This window comes from Pseudomonas sp. C8002 (assembly GCF_013385765.1).
Classification (GTDB): domain Bacteria; phylum Pseudomonadota; class Gammaproteobacteria; order Pseudomonadales; family Pseudomonadaceae; genus Aquipseudomonas.
Genome location: NZ_JACAPJ010000005.1, coordinates 661,111 through 678,153 on the forward strand (window position 1 = coordinate 661,111; position 17,043 = coordinate 678,153).

A 17,043-nucleotide genomic window follows, 5' to 3' on the forward strand; every position below is an offset into this window, starting at 1 on the left:
CCACGCTCTGCGTGGGAACGCCTCCTGTGACGCTCTGCGTCACGCGTTGGGACGCAGAGCGTCCTGGGCTGCATTCCCACGCAGAGCGTGGGAACGATCTTTACAGGGCTTATTCGGCGAAGGTCATACCGTGTTTTTCCTTAGTGGTCTTCACCGCCTCCAGCACCGCCAGCAGGCAATCATCACGATAGCGCTCCAGCGCCGAAATGCTGTGTTTGCCCAACTGATCGCTGGTGCCGTCCACCACGTCGTCAATCAATTTGTCGGTCAATTCCGGCGCCGGCAGATAGGTCCACGGCAGCTGCAAGGCCGGGCCGAACTGCGCCATGAAGTGCCGCATCCCGGCATCACCGCCCGCCAGCGTATAGGTCAGGAACGTGCCCATGAACGACCAGCGCAAACCGGCGCCAAAGCGAATCGCATCATCGATCTCGCCGGTGGTTGCCACACCATCGTTCACCAGGTGCAAGGCCTCACGCCACAGGGCTTCCAGCAGCCGGTCAGCGATAAAACCGGGCACTTCCTTACGCACATGCAAAGGGCGCATGCCGAGGGATTCGTACACCTTGATTGCTGCCTGAATCGCTTCCGGCGCAGTGTTTTTGCCGCCTACCACTTCCACCAGCGGCAACAGGTAAACCGGGTTGAACGGATGCCCCACCACGCAACGTTCCGGGTGCGTGGAGCCTTCATAAAACTCGCTCGGCAACAACCCCGAAGTACTCGAACCAATCAACGCATTCGGCTTGGCCGCCGCGCTGATTTTGCTGTGTAACTCCAGCTTCAATTCCAGGCGTTCCGGGGCACTTTCCTGGATGAAGTCGGCGTCTTTCACGCACTCTTCAATCGTGGCCACAAAGCGCAGGCGGTCTTGCGAGGCGCCGGGTGCAAGGCCTTGTTTCTCGAGTGCGCCCCAGGCATTCGCGACACGTTTGCGCAGAGCCGCTTCGGCGCCAGGCGCCGGGTCCCAGGCCACCACATCCAGGCCGTGAGCCAGGGCGCGGGATACCCAGCCACTGCCGATAACGCCGCTGCCCAGCGCTGCGAAGGTTTTGATTTCAGTGATAAAGCTCATGGCAAATTCCTAAAGAGTTCGGTGATTCTGTGTGAGAGCCAAGATCAAAATGTGGGAGCGGGCTTGCTCGCGAAAGCGGTCTGTCAGTTGATGCATTCGGTGGCTGATCCACCGCATTCGCGAGCAAGCCCGCTCCCACATTTGATTCGGTTCCTGCAGGGCGTCGTGCGGTGTGTCTTAGCCGCGCTTGGTCAGGCCCATCTTCACGCGGCCTTCGGCCGGGGTCATGACCCGCGCACCCAGGCGGCTGAGGATCTCGCTGGCGCGTTCCACCAACTGGCCGTTGGTCGCCAGCACGCCCTTGTCCAGCCACAGGTTGTCTTCCAGGCCGACCCGCACGTTGCCGCCCAGCAGCACTGCTTGCGCCGCCATCGGCATCTGCATGCGACCAATGCCGAAGCCGGCCCACACCGCGTCAGCCGGCAGGTTGTCGACCATGGCTTTCATGGTGGTGGTGTCGGCCGGCGCGCCCCACGGGATGCCGAGGCACAGCTGGAACAACGGGTTGTCGAGCAAGCCTTCCTTGATCATCTGCTTGGCGAACCACAGGTGACCGGTGTCGAAAATCTCCAGCTCGGCTTTAACGCCCAGCTCTTGAATACGCTTGGCGCCAGCCCGCAGCTGGGCCGGGGTGGAGACGTAAATGGTGTCGCCATCGCCGAAGTTCAGGGTGCCGCAATCGAGGGTGCAGATTTCCGGCAGCAGCTCTTCCACGTGGGCCAGGCGGGTCAGCGGGCCCACCAGGTCGGTGTTGGGCCCGAACTCCATGGGGTTCTCGCCGCCACCGATTTCCAGGTCGCCACCCATGCCGGCGGTGAGGTTGACGATGATGTCGACGTCCGCCTCGCGGATGCGCTCCATCACTTCGCGGTACAGCGCCACGTCGCGGCTGAACTTGCCGGTCTCGGGGTCACGTACGTGGCAATGCACCACGGTGGCACCGGCCTTGGCCGCTTCCACCGCCGCGGCAGCGATTTGTTTCGGAGTGACCGGCACGTGAGGGCTTCTGGCGGTCGTGTCGCCAGCACCGGTGAGTGCGCAGGTGATGATGACGTCGTGGTTCATGAGGCAGGTTCCTTACAGGCGTGATTTTCAGGCGTAGTCATACCGTTCGCAGCCGGGAGCGGCTGCGAAGCGGTGATTCAAGACAGGTTATTTGCTGGTCAATTGCAGGTTGGCTGCGGCGGGTTTGCCGTCGAAGGTGGTCACGCCTTCGAGCCAGCGCTGCTGGTCTTGCGGGTGATCCTTGAGCCATTGCCTGGCCGACTCGAAAGCGTCCTTGTGATCCAGCAGCGGCTGCATCATTCGGCTCTCGTCGGCGGCGGTGAAGGTCAGGTTGCTGAGCAACTTGTGCACGTTGGGGCATTGCTCGGCGTAGGTCGGCGAGGTGACGGACCACACGGTGGCCATGCCTTCGTTCGGGCCCAGCGCGTCATCACTGCCGGTGAGGTAAGTCATCGCCACGTTGACGTTCATCGGGTGCGGCGCCCAGCCGAAGAACACCACGGCCTCCTTGCGGCGCACGGCGCGGTCGACGGCGGCGAGCATGCCGGCCTCGCTGGATTCCACCAGTTGGAACTTGCCCAGGCCAAACTGATTCTTGGCGATCATCGCCTTGATCTGGGTGTTGGCGCCCGAGCCTGGTTCAATGCCGTAGATCTTGCCGCCCAGTTCTTTTTCAAACCTGGCGATGTCGGCGAAGGTCTTCAGGCCCTTGTCGGCCAGGTAAGTCGGCACCGCCAGGGTCGCGCGGGCGTCTTCCAGGGACGGCTTGTCGAGCACCTTGACCTGCTTGGCGTCGACAAACGGGGTGATGGTCTGGGTCATCAGCGGGTTCCAGTAGCCCAGGAACATGTCCAGGCGCTGGTCGCGAATACCGGCAAAGATGATTTGCTGGGACGCGCTGGTCTGTTTGGTCTTGTAGCCGAGGCCGTCGAGCAACACTTGAGTCATGGCACTGGTGGCGATTACGTCGGTCCAGTTCACCACGCCCATGCGCACGTTCTGGCAAGAAGCCGCATCGGCTGCCATGACGTTGGTGCTCAAAATGGCGCTGGCGCTGAGTGCGAGCACACAGCGGCTGATCAGTCGGTTCATGGTGGTTCCCTCGGCAGGTTGTTATTGTGGGTTCCGGCGTCTTTGTGCACCGTGCAGCCAAGTTACGCAGCTTGGTCCCCGACAAAACGCACGGCGGCGACCAGCTCTTGCACTGCAGCGACCTGCCCCCTTGAATGACCGATTGAACTGGCGTATCACAGTGACCACGCTGTCCGTCCTACGAGAGCGCTCCATGTCCCAGGATTTCTACTTTCTGCTGATGCCGGGCTTCTCCGCCATCGGCTTTATCTCCGCGATCGAACCTTTACGTGTCGCCAATCGTTTTCGCGGCGAGCTGTACCGCTGGCACGTCTTGAGCGCCGACGGCGGCGCGGTGCTGGCGAGCAATGGCATGTCGGTCAACGCCGACGCCGCGCTGGAGCCGCTGAAAAAAGGCTCGACCTTATTGGTGGTGGCCGGCTTCGAACCGCTGAAGTTCGCCACGCCCGCACTGGAACACTGGCTGCGTCGCCTTGATCACGACGGCGTGACCCTCGGCGCCATCGACACTGGCGCCTGCGTACTCGCCGAAGCCGGCCTGCTCGACGGCTACCGCCTGACCCTGCACTGGGAAGCCATCGACGCCTTCAAGGAATCTTATCCACAGCTGACGGTAACCCAGGAGCTGTTCGAGATCGACCGCCGGCGCATCACCTCGGCGGGCGGCACCGCGTCCATCGACCTGATGCTCGACCTGATCAGCCAGGCTCACGGGCCAGAGTTGGCGATCCAGGTGTCCGAGCAATTCGTGCTCGGCCGCATCCGCCCGCGCAAAGACCACCAACGCATGCAGATCGCCACGCGCTACGGCATCAACAACAAGAAGTTGGTGCAGGTGATTGGGGAGATGGAACAGCACACGGAACCGCCGTTGAGCACACTGGCGCTGGCGGAGGCGATCAAGGTCACGCGGCGGCAGTTGGAGCGCTTGTTTCGGCTGCACCTGAACGACACACCGAGCAACTTCTACCTGGGTTTGCGCCTGGAAAAGGCTCGGCAGTTGTTGCGCCAGAGCGACCTGAGCGTGCTGGAGGTGAGCATCGCCTGCGGGTTTGAGTCGCCGTCGTATTTCACCCGCAGCTACCGGGCAAGGTTTGCCAAGTGCCCAAGGGAAGATCGGCGCCGGGAAGCGGTATGAACACCGCTCTTGAGAACAATGCAGATCAAATGTGGGAGCGGGCTTGCTCGCGAAAGCGGTGGATCAGTCGGTACATGTATTGACTGACACACCGCATTCGCGAGCAAGCCCGCTCCCACAGGAGATTTGTGGTGTGGCTTATTTCTTCAGCAGGGCTGAACACGCGGCCTTGTAAGCCTCATGCTGATACTTGTTCAGCGTCGCCGGCAGGGCAAAGTCGTGTTTCTTGTTCTGCGCATTGATGGTCTGCGGCGACAGCAGCGTCACTTCAACGCCGTCCAGCAACTGAAACACACCTTCAATCTTGAACGTAGTTGGGCCACCGGCGAATTCGCCTTTCTTGCTGCGCTTCTTGATGGCGATGCGGCTGATGCCGTTTTCCCGCACAAACGCGCTGACCTGAGCGGCGAAGGCCTTGACGTTGGCCGCCTCATCATCGTCTTCAAGGGCGATTTTCTTGGTGGCCAGAGCGACGTGGCCCAATGCCTGACCGTCGAGCGAGGCGACAGCAATAATGGCTTCGCTGCCTTTGATTTCGATGCCGCAGATTGTCATGAATAGCCTTGGTTCTGAGTAAAGAGTGGAGGGGATTGTCGCTTATTCCTGCCCAATCGACTCCAAAAACTCCGACCGTTCATCACTCATCCGCGCCAGACAATCATTCTGCTGGATCGCATATGCCTTGCTTCCCGCCACTGCCGGAAAGGTATCTACGGCGCAATCCGCATCACGTAACTTTTCCCACTTCTGCTGGGCATCCTTCAGACGAGCGGTAATGTCCGCCAGCTGCGTCTTGTTGCTGCCATAGGTCGAACCCATGCGTTCCAGCAAGCCCTGGTAGTTATCCTTGAGCAGTTGTTCGGCGGTGGTTTTGTTGTAGGTGGCGCATTCCAGGGTTTGCTTGTCGTTCTCGATGCCATCGCAGGGCGTGCTGTCGGTGTCTTCAGCGGCGTGTACGCCGGTTGCGATGAGTGCCAAAGCCAGGAAAATCGATTTCATTGCGCCGTCTCATATCAGTTGATGAGCAAATTCTGGCTCAAGCGTAAGACAAAGAACAGACACCCGTCAGAGATGTCATGTTGGCCTTTGTCGCGGATTGACGCTTTCGGCAATTCCCTTGTCGTTTTTGCACCCGGCTCCTTCTGCCCCGGGGCATATGCTGGCCCCAAAGCGCCGGCAGACGATTCGGCGCATGAATCGCCAATAAGGGGACGCCTGATGAGCCCAGCCGAATTGCACGCCGACAGCATCGTTATCGACGGGCTGATCATTGCCAAGTGGAACCGCGACCTGTTCGAAGACATGCGCAAGGGTGGCCTCACCGCTGCCAACTGCACCGTGTCGGTATGGGAAGGGTTCCAGGCCACCATTAACAACATCGTGGCCAGCCAGACCCTGATTCGCGAAAACAGCGACCTGGTGATCCCGGTGAAAACCACCGCCGATATCCGTCGCGCCAAGGAACAGGGCAAGACCGGCATCATCTTCGGCTTCCAGAACGCCCACGCGTTTGAAGACCAGCTCGGCTACGTCGAGATCTTCAAGCAGCTCGGGGTTGGCGTGGTGCAGATGTGCTACAACACCCAGAACCTGGTGGGCACCGGCTGCTATGAGCGCGATGGCGGCCTGTCGGGCTTCGGTCGCGAGGTCGTCGCCGAGATGAACCGCGTCGGCATCATGTGCGACCTGTCACACGTGGGCTCCAAGACCTCCGAAGAAGTCATCCTCGAATCGAAAAAGCCGGTGTGCTACTCCCACTGCCTGCCTTCAGGCCTCAAAGAGCACCCGCGCAACAAGTCCGATGAAGAGCTGAAGTTCATCGCCGACCACGGTGGCTTTGTCGGCGTGACCATGTTCGCGCCGTTCCTGGCCAAGGGCATCGACTCGACCATCGACGACTACGCCGAAGCCATCGAATACACCATGAACATCGTGGGCGAAGACGCCATCGGCATCGGCACCGACTTCACCCAGGGCCATGGCCAGGATTTCTTCGAAATGCTGACCCACGACAAGGGCTACGCCCGCCGCCTGACCAGCTTCGGCAAGATCATCAACCCGCTGGGCATCCGCACCGTGGGCGAGTTCCCGAACCTCACCGAGACCCTGCTCAAGCGCGGCCATCCCGAGCGCGTGGTGCGCAAGATCATGGGCGAAAACTGGGTCAACGTCCTGAAGGACGTCTGGGGCGAATAAGCCACCACTCACGCCTCTTTTCCCCCAACCTTATGCGTCGGGGGCTTACCAAAGCATTTTCCGGAGTTAAGTTTCCATGGCCAAGATCGCCCCTCAATTGCCTATCGAAGTCGACAGCGAAACCGGTGTCTGGACCTCCGACGCCCTGCCGATGCTGTACGTGCCGCGCCATTTCTTCGTCAATAATCACATGGGGATCGAAGAAGTCCTGGGCAGCGAGGCCTACGCCGAAATCCTCTACAAGGCCGGCTACAAATCCGCCTGGCACTGGTGTGAAAAAGAAGCTGAATGCCATGGCCTGGAAGGCGTCGCAGTGTTCGAGCACTACATGAAGCGCCTGTCGCAGCGCGGCTGGGGCCTGTTCAAGATCCAGGACATCGACCTCGATAAAGGCACCGCCAGCGTCAAGCTCGAGCACTCGGCATTCGTCTACGTGTACGGCAAGGTCGGGCGCAAGGTCGACTACATGTTCACCGGCTGGTTTGCCGGCGCGATGGACCAGATTCTCGAAGCCCGCGGCAGCAAGATCCGCACCGTTGCGGAACAGGTATACGGCGGCTCCGAAGAGGGCCACGACGACGGCCTGTTCACCGTCAAGCCGTTGTAAGTCGAGGACCCTGCCATGGCTTTCGAAGCAATGTTTGCGCCGATCCAGATCGGCAAACTGACCATCCGCAACCGCGTGCTCAGTACCGCCCACGCCGAGGTGTATGCCACCGACGGCGGCATGACCACCGACCGCTATGTGAAGTACTACGAAGAGAAAGCCAAGGGCGGGATCGGCCTGGCGATCTGCGGCGGTTCTTCCAGTGTCGCCATCGACAGCCCGCAAGGCTGGTGGAAGTCGGTGAACCTGGCGGATGACCGGATCATCCCGCACTTCCAGAACCTGGCCGATGCCATGCACAAGCATGGCGCCAAGATCATGATCCAGATTACCCACATGGGCCGTCGCTCGCGCTGGGACGGCGAGCATTGGCCCACGCTGCTGTCGCCCTCGGGCATCCGCGAGCCGGTGCACCGCGCCACCTGCAAGACCATCGAGCCTGAAGAAATCTGGCGGGTGATCGGCAACTACGCTACCGCTGCGGCACGGGCCAAGGCCGGTGGCCTGGACGGTGTGGAACTGTCGGCGGTGCACCAGCACATGATCGACCAGTTCTGGAGCCCTCGGGTCAACAAACGTACTGACGAATGGGGCGGCAGCTTCGAAAACCGCATGCGTTTCGGCCTTGAGGTGTTGAAGGCGGTACGCAAGGAAGTCGGCCCGGATTTCTGCGTCGGCATCCGTTTGTGCGGCGACGAATTCCATCCGGACGGCTTGTCCCACGAGGACATGAAACAGATCGCCAAGTACTACGACGACACCGGCATGCTCGACTTCATCGGCGTGGTCGGCTCGGGGTGCGACACCCACAATACCCTGGCCAACGTTATCCCGAACATGAGTTATCCACCGGAGCCGTTCCTGCACCTGGCGGCCGGCATCAAGGAAGTGGTCAAGGCCCCGGTGCTGCACGCGCAGAACATCAAGGACCCGAACCAGGCCACGCGCATCCTGGAAGGCGGCTACGTGGACATGGTCGGCATGACCCGCGCCCACATCGCCGACCCGCACCTGATCGCCAAGATCAAGATGGGCCAGATCGACCAGATCAAACAGTGCGTCGGCGCCAACTACTGCATCGACCGCCAGTACCAGGGCCTGGACGTGCTGTGCATCCAGAACGCCGCCACTTCCCGTGAATACATGGGCGTGCCGCACATCATCGAGAAATCCACCGGGCCAAAACGCAAAGTCGTGGTGGTGGGTGCCGGCCCGGCCGGGATGGAAGCGGCGCGGGTGGCTGCCGAACGTGGCCACGACGTGACGCTGTTCGAGAAGAAAGAATTTATCGGCGGGCAAATCACCACTGCATCGAAAGCCCCGCAGCGTGACCAGATTGCCGGGATCACCCGCTGGTTCCAGTTGGAACTGGCGCGCCTGAACGTCGACCTGCGCCTGGGCGTGGCGGCGGACGCGGCGACCATCCTCGACCTGCGCCCGGACGTGGTGGTGCTGGCGGTGGGCGGTCATCCGTTCCTGGAGCAGAACGAACACTGGGGCGCGGCTGAAGGCCTGGTGGTCAGCAGCTGGGACGTGCTCGACGGCAAGGTTCTACCTGGCAAGAACGTGCTGGTGTACGACACCATCTGCGAGTTCACCGGCATGTCGGTGGCCGACTTCCTCGCGGACAAGGGCAGCCAGGTCGAGATCGTCACCGACGACATCAAGCCGGGCGTGGCCGTGGGCGGTACGTCGTTCCCGACGTACTACCGCAGCATGTACCCCAAGGAAGTGATCATGACCGGCGACATGATGCTGGAAAAGGTCTACCGCGAAGGCGACAAGCTGGTGGCGGTGCTGGAGAACGAATACACCGGGGCCAGGGAAGAGCGGGTGGTGGACCAGGTGGTGGTCGAGAACGGCGTGCGTCCGGACGAAGAGCTCTACTACGGGCTCAAGGCAGGCTCGCGCAACAAGGGCCAGATGGACATCGAGGCCCTGTTCGCGATCAAGCCGCAGCCGTGCCTGAGCGAGCCGGGCGAGGGGTACTTGCTGTTCCGCATTGGTGACTGCGTGGCCCAGCGTAATACCCACGCGGCCATCTATGACGCCCTGCGCCTGTGCAAGGATTTCTGACGAGGTGTACTCGGTCAAATGTGGGAGCGGGCTTGCTCGCGAAAGCGGTGTGTCAGCCACTGGATGCATCGACTGACACGCTGCCTTCGCGAGCAAGCCCGCTCCCACATTTCGGGCCAGTTTCACAGTAGACCTGTGTGGTCTTCGGGAGCTTCACCATGTTGAACACCCTTCTTCCCATCCTGCTCTTCGCCGCCCTGGGCCTTGCCGTCCTCGGCGCGCTGCGCCGGGTGAACATGTGGCGCCGCGGCCGGGCCTCCAAGGTCGACTTGCTCGGCGGCCTGTTGGCCATGCCCAAGCGCTACATGGTCGACCTGCACCATGTGGTCGCCCGCGACAAATACATCGCCAACACCCACGTCGCCACCGCCCTGGGCTTTGTGCTCTCGGCGCTGCTGGCGATCCTGGTGCACGGTTTCGGCCTGCATAACCGCATCCTCGGCTACGCCTTGCTGTTGGCTTCGGTGCTGATGTTTGTCGGCGCCACCTTCGTCTACCTGCGCCGTCGCAACCCGCCTGCACGCCTGTCGAAAGGCCCGTGGATGCGCCTGCCGAAAAGCCTGATGGCGTTCTCGGTGAGCTTCTTCCTGTTGACCTTGCCGGTGGCCGGGATTCTGCCGGCGGACTTCGGCGGCTGGCTGCTCGCCGCGCTGCTGAGCCTGGGCGTGTTGTGGGGCGTGTCGGAAATGTTCTTCGGCATGACCTGGGGCGGCCCGATGAAACACGCCTTCGCCGGTGCCCTGCACCTGGCCTGGCACCGCCGCGCCGAACGCTTCGGCGGCGGCCGTTCCACCGGTTTGAAACCCCTGGACCTCGCGGATAAAAGCGCGCCCCTGGGCGTGGAAAAACCGGTGGATTTCACCTGGAACCAACTGCTCGGCTTCGACGCCTGCGTGCAGTGCGGCAAGTGCGAAGCCGCGTGCCCGGCGTTCGCTGCCGGCCAGCCACTGAACCCGAAAAAACTTATCCAGGACATGGTCGTCGGCCTGGCCGGTGGCACCGACGCCAAGTTCGCCGGCAGCCCGTATCCGGGCAAAGCCATCGGCGAACACAGCGGCAACCCGCACCAGCCAATCGTCAATGGCCTGGTGGACGCCGAGACCCTGTGGTCCTGCACCACTTGCCGCGCCTGCGTGGAAGAGTGCCCGATGATGATCGAGCACGTGGACGCCATCGTCGACATGCGCCGCCACCTCACCCTGGAAAAAGGCGCGACCCCGAACAAGGGCGCCGAAGTCCTGGAAAACCTGATCGCCACCGACAACCCGGGCGGTTTCGCACCGGGCGGGCGGATGAACTGGGCGGCGGATTTGAACCTGCCCTTGCTCAGCGACAGGAAAACCGTCGACGTGCTGTTCTGGGTCGGCGACGGTGCCTTCGACATGCGCAACCAGCGCACCCTGCGCTCGTTCGTCAAAGTGCTGAAAGCCGCCAAGGTCGACTTCGCCGTACTGGGCCTTGAGGAGCGCGACAGCGGCGACGTGGCCCGGCGCCTGGGCGATGAAGCGACTTTCCAGCTGCTGGCCGCACGCAATATCCAGACCCTGGCCAAGTACAGCTTCAAGCGCATCGTCACCTGCGACCCCCACAGTTTCCACGTGCTGAAAAACGAATACGGCGCCTTCGATGGCAACTACCTGGTGCAGCACCACAGCACCTACATGGCCGAACTGATCGACGCCGGCGCCCTGAACCTGGGCCAGCACAAAGGCAACAGCGTGACCTATCACGACCCGTGCTACCTGGGCCGCTACAACGGTGAGTACGAGGCACCGCGCCAAGTGCTGCGGGCGCTGGGGATCGAGGTCAAGGAAATGCAGCGCTCCGGTTTCCGCTCGCGCTGCTGCGGTGGCGGTGGCGGGGCGCCGATCACCGATATTCCCGGCAAGCAGCGGATTCCCGACATGCGCATGGAAGACATCCGCGAGACCGGCGCCGAACTGGTGGCCGTGGGTTGTCCACAGTGCACGGCGATGCTGGAAGGCGTGGTCGAACCGCGTCCCTTGATCAAGGACATTGCCGAACTGGTAGCTGACGCGTTGCTTGAAGACGCGGCACCGGCCAAGGCGCCGAAACGCGAACCTGCGGAGGTGCATTGATGAGCGACATTATCCGCCGCGACCCACGGGCCGAATGGATCGCCCGTAACCGCCTGCACCCGCTGCACGCGGCGATGCAGCCGGTGCAACACAGCTGGATGGGGCCCAATGGGGTCATCCGCAAGAACGTGCACGGTGTCGGTTTTATCGGCCCCAACGGCATCAAGCGTATTGACCGCAGCGGCGCCCAGCAGGGCGGCGCGGCCAAGCGTACGGCAGCGGTGGAAGTGCAGTTGCCGCTGCATCAGGTACCGGCGCCCGCTTTCTACATCAACGTGGTGCCGGACATGGTCGGCGGCCGCCTGAGCAGCCACGACCGCGACTTGCTGGGCCTGGCCCGGCAACTGGCCGGCGACGACGGTGCGGTATTGGCCGTGGTGTTCGGCGAACACAAGGAAAACGCCTTCGCCACCGCCGGTGTGGATCGGCTGCTGGTGTTGGACGGGCATGAATTCGACGGTTATTCACCGGAGCAACGGGTTCACGGGCTGCGGGCTGTGGATAACCAGTTCAACCCGCGCCACTGGTTGCTGCCGGACAGCCGCAGCGGCGGTGGTGAATTGGGGCGGCGCTTTGCCGCCAGCCTCAAGGAGCGCCCGGCCACGCGGGTCTGGCAGATCAAGGGCCAGGAATGTATTGGCCGTGCAGGCGCGGGTCAGGAGGATCTTGCCCGGCCACTGCCACGGATGATCCTGGCTGCGGCGGAGTGCGCCGATCCCGTCAGCGAAACCCGTCACGAAGTGCTGCCGGTGGAGTTATCCACAAGCCTGGCCCGCAGCCTTGCGCGTATCGAAGATTTGGGTGCGGTGGCCGTGGACCCGGCGGCGATTCCCATGGCCGAAGCCGAATTTATTTTCTCCGGTGGCAACGGGGTCAAGGACTGGGCGCTGTTCCACCAGACTGCTGCCGCGTTGGGCGCCACCGAAGGTGCTTCGCGGGTGGCGGTGGACGACGGCTTCATGGCGCGCGATCGCCAGGTCGGCGCCAGCGGTACCTGGGTCACCGCGCGGGTTTACGTGGCGGTGGGGATTTCCGGGGCGATCCAGCACCTTCAAGGCATTGGTGCCTGCGACAAGGTGGTGGCGATCAACCTCGACCCAGGCTGCGACATGATCAAGCGTGCCGACCTGTCGGTGATCGGCGAAAGCGCCGCGATACTGCAAGCCTTGATCGTTGCGGTCGAGGCCTACCGCCACGGTGCCAAGCGCGATGCAGCTTAAGGAAATGGCCATGACGACGAATGTAATCAGCCTGGTGTCCATCGGTGCCCACCCGACTTCAGGCCGCCCACGCCGGGCGGAGCAAGACGCGCGCGCTGTGGAACTGGGCCTGCAACTGGCTGGGGATAACCTGCAAGTGCTGCACGCCGGCGACATCGGCGAACCCACCCTGCGCGCTTACCTGGGCATGGGCTTGCCGCAGTTGCACGTGCTTGAACAACCGGCCGGGGCAGACGCCTTGCCGGTGCTCGGCGACTATCTGCGGGACGCGGGCGCCCAAGTGGTGCTCACCGGCAGCCAGGCGGAAACCGGCGAAGGCTCGGGGATGTTGCCGTTCCTGCTGGCCGAGCAACTGGGTTGGCCGTTGATTATCGGCCTGGCCCAGGTGGAATCCATCGAAGGCGGTGTGGCCCATGTGCTGCAGGCCTTGCCTCGCGGCCAACGGCGGCGGCTGAAGGTGCGCCTGCCGTTTATGGCCACGGTGGATAACGCGGCGCCCAAGCCACGGCAAAGCGCCTACGGCCCGGCGCAACGCGGTGAGCTGACGGCCCATGACGTCGAGGTGTTGGAGGATGAGTTATTCACAGGCGCTGTATTGCAGCCGGCCAAGCCTCGGCCCAAGCGCCTCAAGGTGATCAAGGCCAAAAGCGGTGCCGACCGGATGAAGGCTGCAACGGCCAAGGCCAGCGGCGGCGGTGGGCAGGTGCTCAAAGGCGTGAGCCCGGAAGCGGGCGCTGAAGCCATTCTTAAATTGCTTATAGAAGAAGGTGTAGTGCGCTGATCCACTGTGGGAGCGGGCTTGCTCGCGAAGGCGGTGTGTCAGGTAACTCATGTACCGACTGATCCGCCGCTTTCGCGAGCAAGCCCGCTCCCACACTGTTTTGCGGCGATTGTGGCTTTACCCACAATCCCTGTTAACCCACCTGTGGATAACCTGTTCGCGGCTGTCCACACCCCATGCAAATCAAGCCCTCCAGCTCGCTGTACGAAAAATAACCAACCTAACTGACGGTTTTTCCTTGGGTTTTTCTGTGGATAAGGAAAATACCCGGCGCAGACTTGCCCCCAAAGTCTGTTGGTGCTTCTGTGGATAAGATGTTCGCTATCCGCTGTAGGCCATATAACGCGTGGCTTACAGTGCGTTGATTAAAATGTAACCAATATCGCTATTCCGGCTGGTTTTTGCTTTCAAAGCCGCGATTTTCCTCGGTTTAAGCCGGTTTTCCACAGATGGCCCAAAGTTGCCCCCAAAGTCTGTTGGCGCTTCTGTGGATAAGGTGTTTGCGTTCCTCTGTAGCCCATGCAGGACGTGGCTTTCAGGCTTTAGGTCAAAAAATGATCAATGTGGGATAAAACCGGTACCTTTGAATAAGTCACGGATTTTATTGGTTTTATTTCGACGGGAAAGCGCAGTTGCCCACAATTGCTGTGGGTGGCTTTGTGGATAAGTTGTTGGGCAATGGCTGGAAGGCAGGAAAGCAGGGGGCTGTCAGAGACCTGGCTGTTTTTTGTACAGTTCAGGTCCCTGTCACTGTATGGCTTACTCGTGGACCGCGACGCCTTTCAGATACGGCGCTGGCGCCGCCCCCAGGTTGCTCAGCATCCGCTCGCTGTACCAGTCCACAAAGTTCACCACGCCAAACTCATAGGTCTTGGAGTACGGACCTGGCTGATACGCGGTGGAGTTGATGCCGCGCTGGTTCTCTTCGGCCAAGCGACGGTCCTGGTCATTGGTGGCGTCCCACACTTTGCGCATGCGCTCGACGTCGTAGTCCACACCCTCCACGGCGTCCTTGTGCACGATCCACTTGGTGGTGACCATGGTTTCCTGGGCACTGATCGGCCACACGGTGAACACGATGATGTGGTCGCCCATGCAGTGGTTCCACGAGTGAGGCAGGTGCAGGATGCGCATCGAGCCCAGGTCCGGGTTCTTGATGCGGCCCATCAGCTTGTTGCAGCCTTGCTTGCCGTCGAGGGTCATCGACACGGTGCCCTTGAGCAGCGGCATGCGCACGATGCGGTTACGCAGGCCGAAGCTGGCGTGGGCGTAAGGGATCTTTTCGGCATCCCAGGCGGCGGCGGAGGCGGCCACGTGGTCCTTGAAGGCCTGGTCGGCCCGCGGGTCGGTAACGTCGTCCCATTCCAGCAGGGTTTTCAACAGTTCCGGGTGCGACGCGTTGCAGTGGTAGCACTCGCGGTTGTTTTCCAGCACCAGCTTCCAGTTGGCTTTTTCAAACAAGGTGGTCTGGATCGCCACCTTGGTGTTCTCCATGTCGTAGGGTTCCATGTAGTGGCTCAAGGTCGACAGGAAGTCGTCGATGGCCGGCGGGTTCTCCGACAGGCTGATAAAGATGTAGCCACCGGCGGTCTTCACATTCACCGGCTTGAGGCCGTATTGCTTCATGTCGAAGTCGGCGCCCATTTCGGTACCGGCGAACAGCAGGCGGCCGTCCAGTTCATAGGTCCACTGGTGGTAATGGCACACCAGCTTGGCGACCTTGCCCTTGTCGCTGGTGCACAGGCGCGAACCGCGGTGGCGACACACGTTATGGAACGCGTGCACCACGCCGTCGGCGCCACGGATCACGATGATCGGGTTCTTGCCCACTTGCAGGGTGATGTAGTTGCCCTTGGCGGGGATCTCGCAGGTCATGCCGGCGATCAACCACTCTTTCTGGAAAATTTCCTGCATGTCGATATCGAACAGCCGTTCATCAGAGTAAAACGGCTGTGGCAGCGAAAAGGTCCGCTCGCGTTCTTGCAGCATTTGCGCAGTGGCCTTGCGTGCGGGTTCCAGCGGATCGCCCAAGCTTAAGGTTGCGGTGACGTCCATCGTGTGTGTCCTCATGGCCATTCTGTGTGGCCGGCGAATAGTGGCTAGGTTTTGCAGCAAGGCGTAAAGAAAGCGTCTTTGTTGGGAGCGAGTGTGGGCCCCACAACGGCCAGAACCTTATCCATGAACGACATGGCCCACTCTGTTCCCGACGCGCAACCCCCGTGGTATGGGGGCTGGTCGCGATAAGTATGTGAATGTCGCAGATAGGTAAATGGGTGATTCGCGCGTTACGCAGAATCGCCACCATAAGGCCGATCACACGGCTATGGAGAACAGCATGTCCAACAGCTTCCTGAACCCGGTAACAACCCAGACCTGGGCCAATGGTCGGCACATCGTCCGTTGCGTCAAAGTCATCCAGGAAACCTGGGACGTGCGCACCTTCTGCTTTATGGCCGACCAGCCGATCCTGTTCTTTTTCAAGCCCGGGCAGTTCGTCACCCTGGAGCTGGAAATCGACGGCCAGCCGATCATGCGTTCGTACACTATTTCCAGTTCGCCGTCGGTGCCTTACAGCTTTTCGGTGACCATCAAGCGCGTGCCGGGCGGCAAGGTGTCCAACTGGTTGCATGACACGCTGCACGAAGGCCAGGAGCTGGCGGTGCACGGGCCGGTGGGGCTGTTCAATGCCATCGACTTCCCGAGCCCGAAAGTGCTGTACCTCAGTGGTGGTGTCGGTATTACCCCGGTGATGTCCATGGCGCGCTGGTTCTACGACACCAACGCCAACGTCGACATGACGTTTATCCACAGCGCCCGCTCGCCAAAGGACATCATTTACCACCGCGAGCTGGAGCATATGGCGTCGCGGATTGATAACTTCAGCCTGCACCTGATTTGCGAGAAACACGGCCTGGGTGAACCCTGGGCCGGTTATCGCGGTTACCTCAACCACAAGATGCTCGAACTGATGGTGCCGGACTTCCTGGAGCGGGAAGTCTTCTGTTGCGGCCCGACGCCTTACATGAACGCGGTAAAGCGCCTGCTGGAAGCCGCCGGCTTCGACATGGCGCGTTATCACGAAGAATCCTTCGGCGCGACGCCACCGGAAGCCCGGGCCGACGCGGTGGAACAAGCCGAACAAGCGGCGGATGCACCGGAGATCGACCTGGCGGACCTGCATCAGGTGGAATTCATTGCCTCTGGCAAGAGCATCCGCGTGGCACCGGGCGAGACCGTGCACGCAGCGGCGGCCAAGCTTGGCCTGCTGATTCCGAAAGCTTGCGGCATGGGGATCTGTGGGACGTGCAAGGTGCTGAAGCTGGGCGGGGAGGTCGAGATGGACCACAACGGCGGGATCACCGAGGAAGACGAAGCCGAGGGTTACATCCTGTCGTGCTGCAGCGTGCCGAAGGGTGATGTGCGCATCGAGTTCTAATGATCGTTCCCACGCTCCGCGTGGGAATGCCTCCTTGGACGCTCCGCGTCCCGTCCCGCTGTGTGACGCGGAGCGTCACGGGCTGCATTCCCACGCAGAGCTTGGGAACGATCAGGCCCAGCGCTGAATCTCGATCAGGCCGTCCGGTCCTGCATAGTTACGGACGTTGGAATACCGCCAGCTCGGCCAAGTCCACACAACCCCGCTTCACAGGAATCGATCGTTCCCACGCTCCGCGTGGGAATGCCTCCTTGGACGCTCCGCGTCCCGCTGTGTGACGCGGAGCGTCACGGGCTGCGTTCCCACGCAGAGCGTGGG

General features: G+C 61.6%; 14 protein-coding genes. 8 read left to right on the forward strand and 6 right to left on the reverse strand.

The features are described 5' to 3' along the window. Positions 1 to 109 precede the first annotated feature (109 nt). The 3 genes from HX814_RS09725 to HX814_RS09735 all read right to left on the reverse strand — a co-directional run bounded on the left by HX814_RS09725 (position 110) and on the right by HX814_RS09735 (position 3,172). On the reverse strand, positions 110 to 1,075 hold the full coding sequence (locus HX814_RS09725) for an L-carnitine dehydrogenase (protein ID WP_017476440.1): 966 nt from the start codon (positions 1,073 to 1,075) through the stop codon (positions 110 to 112). Positions 1,076 to 1,252: 177 nt separating this feature from the next. After that, complete coding sequence (locus HX814_RS09730; RefSeq protein ID WP_003216924.1) at positions 1,253 to 2,140, reverse strand: 3-keto-5-aminohexanoate cleavage protein; 888 nt, start codon at positions 2,138 to 2,140, stop codon at positions 1,253 to 1,255. An 87-nt stretch (positions 2,141 to 2,227) separates the two neighbouring features. Then, positions 2,228 to 3,172: a choline ABC transporter substrate-binding protein gene (locus tag HX814_RS09735; RefSeq protein ID WP_003216926.1), complete on the reverse strand. Its 945-nt coding sequence runs from the start codon at positions 3,170 to 3,172 to the stop codon at positions 2,228 to 2,230. A 193-nt stretch (positions 3,173 to 3,365) separates the two neighbouring features. Between HX814_RS09735 and HX814_RS09740 the strand changes: the two genes are divergently transcribed. Next, positions 3,366 to 4,310 (forward strand): GlxA family transcriptional regulator, encoded by a 945-nt coding sequence (locus HX814_RS09740; protein WP_177009119.1) that lies wholly within the window; start codon positions 3,366 to 3,368, stop codon positions 4,308 to 4,310. A gap of 138 nt (positions 4,311 to 4,448) precedes the next feature. Here HX814_RS09740 and HX814_RS09745 read toward each other — a convergent pair whose 3' ends face one another. Both HX814_RS09745 and HX814_RS09750 read right to left on the reverse strand, forming a co-directional pair. After that, positions 4,449 to 4,865 carry a DUF3010 family protein gene (locus HX814_RS09745; protein WP_102370066.1) on the reverse strand — a complete coding sequence of 139 codons (417 nt, stop codon included), beginning with the start codon at positions 4,863 to 4,865 and terminating at the stop codon, positions 4,449 to 4,451. 42 nt (positions 4,866 to 4,907) lie between these two features. Further along, on the reverse strand, positions 4,908 to 5,309 hold the full coding sequence (locus tag HX814_RS09750; RefSeq protein ID WP_003216930.1) for a lysozyme inhibitor LprI family protein: 402 nt from the start codon (positions 5,307 to 5,309) through the stop codon (positions 4,908 to 4,910). A 219-nt stretch (positions 5,310 to 5,528) separates the two neighbouring features. Here HX814_RS09750 and HX814_RS09755 point away from each other — a divergent pair, with 219 nt between their 5' ends. From HX814_RS09755 to HX814_RS09780, 6 genes are all read left to right on the forward strand, one after another. Then, entirely contained in the window at positions 5,529 to 6,506 is a 978-nt protein-coding gene (locus HX814_RS09755) for a dipeptidase (protein WP_003216932.1), read from the forward strand. Between the two features lie 76 nt (positions 6,507 to 6,582). Further along, complete coding sequence (locus HX814_RS09760; RefSeq protein WP_008430647.1) at positions 6,583 to 7,113, forward strand: DUF5943 domain-containing protein; 531 nt, start codon at positions 6,583 to 6,585, stop codon at positions 7,111 to 7,113. 15 nt (positions 7,114 to 7,128) lie between these two features. After that, positions 7,129 to 9,189, forward strand: coding sequence for a dimethylglycine demethylation protein DgcA (gene dgcA, locus HX814_RS09765; RefSeq protein WP_087694764.1), 2,061 nt, complete (start codon positions 7,129 to 7,131; stop codon positions 9,187 to 9,189). A gap of 158 nt (positions 9,190 to 9,347) precedes the next feature. Further along, positions 9,348 to 11,288, forward strand: a complete 1,941-nt coding sequence (dgcB, locus tag HX814_RS09770) for a dimethylglycine demethylation protein DgcB (protein WP_177009120.1) — start codon at positions 9,348 to 9,350, stop codon at positions 11,286 to 11,288. Then, positions 11,288 to 12,508, forward strand: a complete 1,221-nt coding sequence (locus HX814_RS09775; RefSeq protein ID WP_008430652.1) for an electron transfer flavoprotein subunit alpha/FixB family protein — start codon at positions 11,288 to 11,290, stop codon at positions 12,506 to 12,508. Before dgcB ends, HX814_RS09775 begins: the two co-directional genes overlap by 1 nt. A 10-nt stretch (positions 12,509 to 12,518) precedes the next feature. Further along, entirely contained in the window at positions 12,519 to 13,289 is a 771-nt protein-coding gene (locus tag HX814_RS09780; RefSeq protein ID WP_177009121.1) for an electron transfer flavoprotein subunit beta, read from the forward strand. A 759-nt stretch (positions 13,290 to 14,048) separates the two neighbouring features. Here HX814_RS09780 and gbcA read toward each other — a convergent pair. Then, entirely contained in the window at positions 14,049 to 15,344 is a 1,296-nt protein-coding gene (gene gbcA / locus HX814_RS09785; protein ID WP_003216945.1) for a glycine-betaine demethylase subunit GbcA, read from the reverse strand. Positions 15,345 to 15,624: 280 nt separating this feature from the next. Between gbcA and gbcB the strand changes: the two genes are divergently transcribed. Continuing rightward, positions 15,625 to 16,725 (forward strand): glycine-betaine demethylase subunit GbcB, encoded by a 1,101-nt coding sequence (gbcB, locus tag HX814_RS09790; RefSeq protein ID WP_003216947.1) that lies wholly within the window; start codon positions 15,625 to 15,627, stop codon positions 16,723 to 16,725. The last annotated feature ends 318 nt before the right edge of the window (positions 16,726 to 17,043 follow it).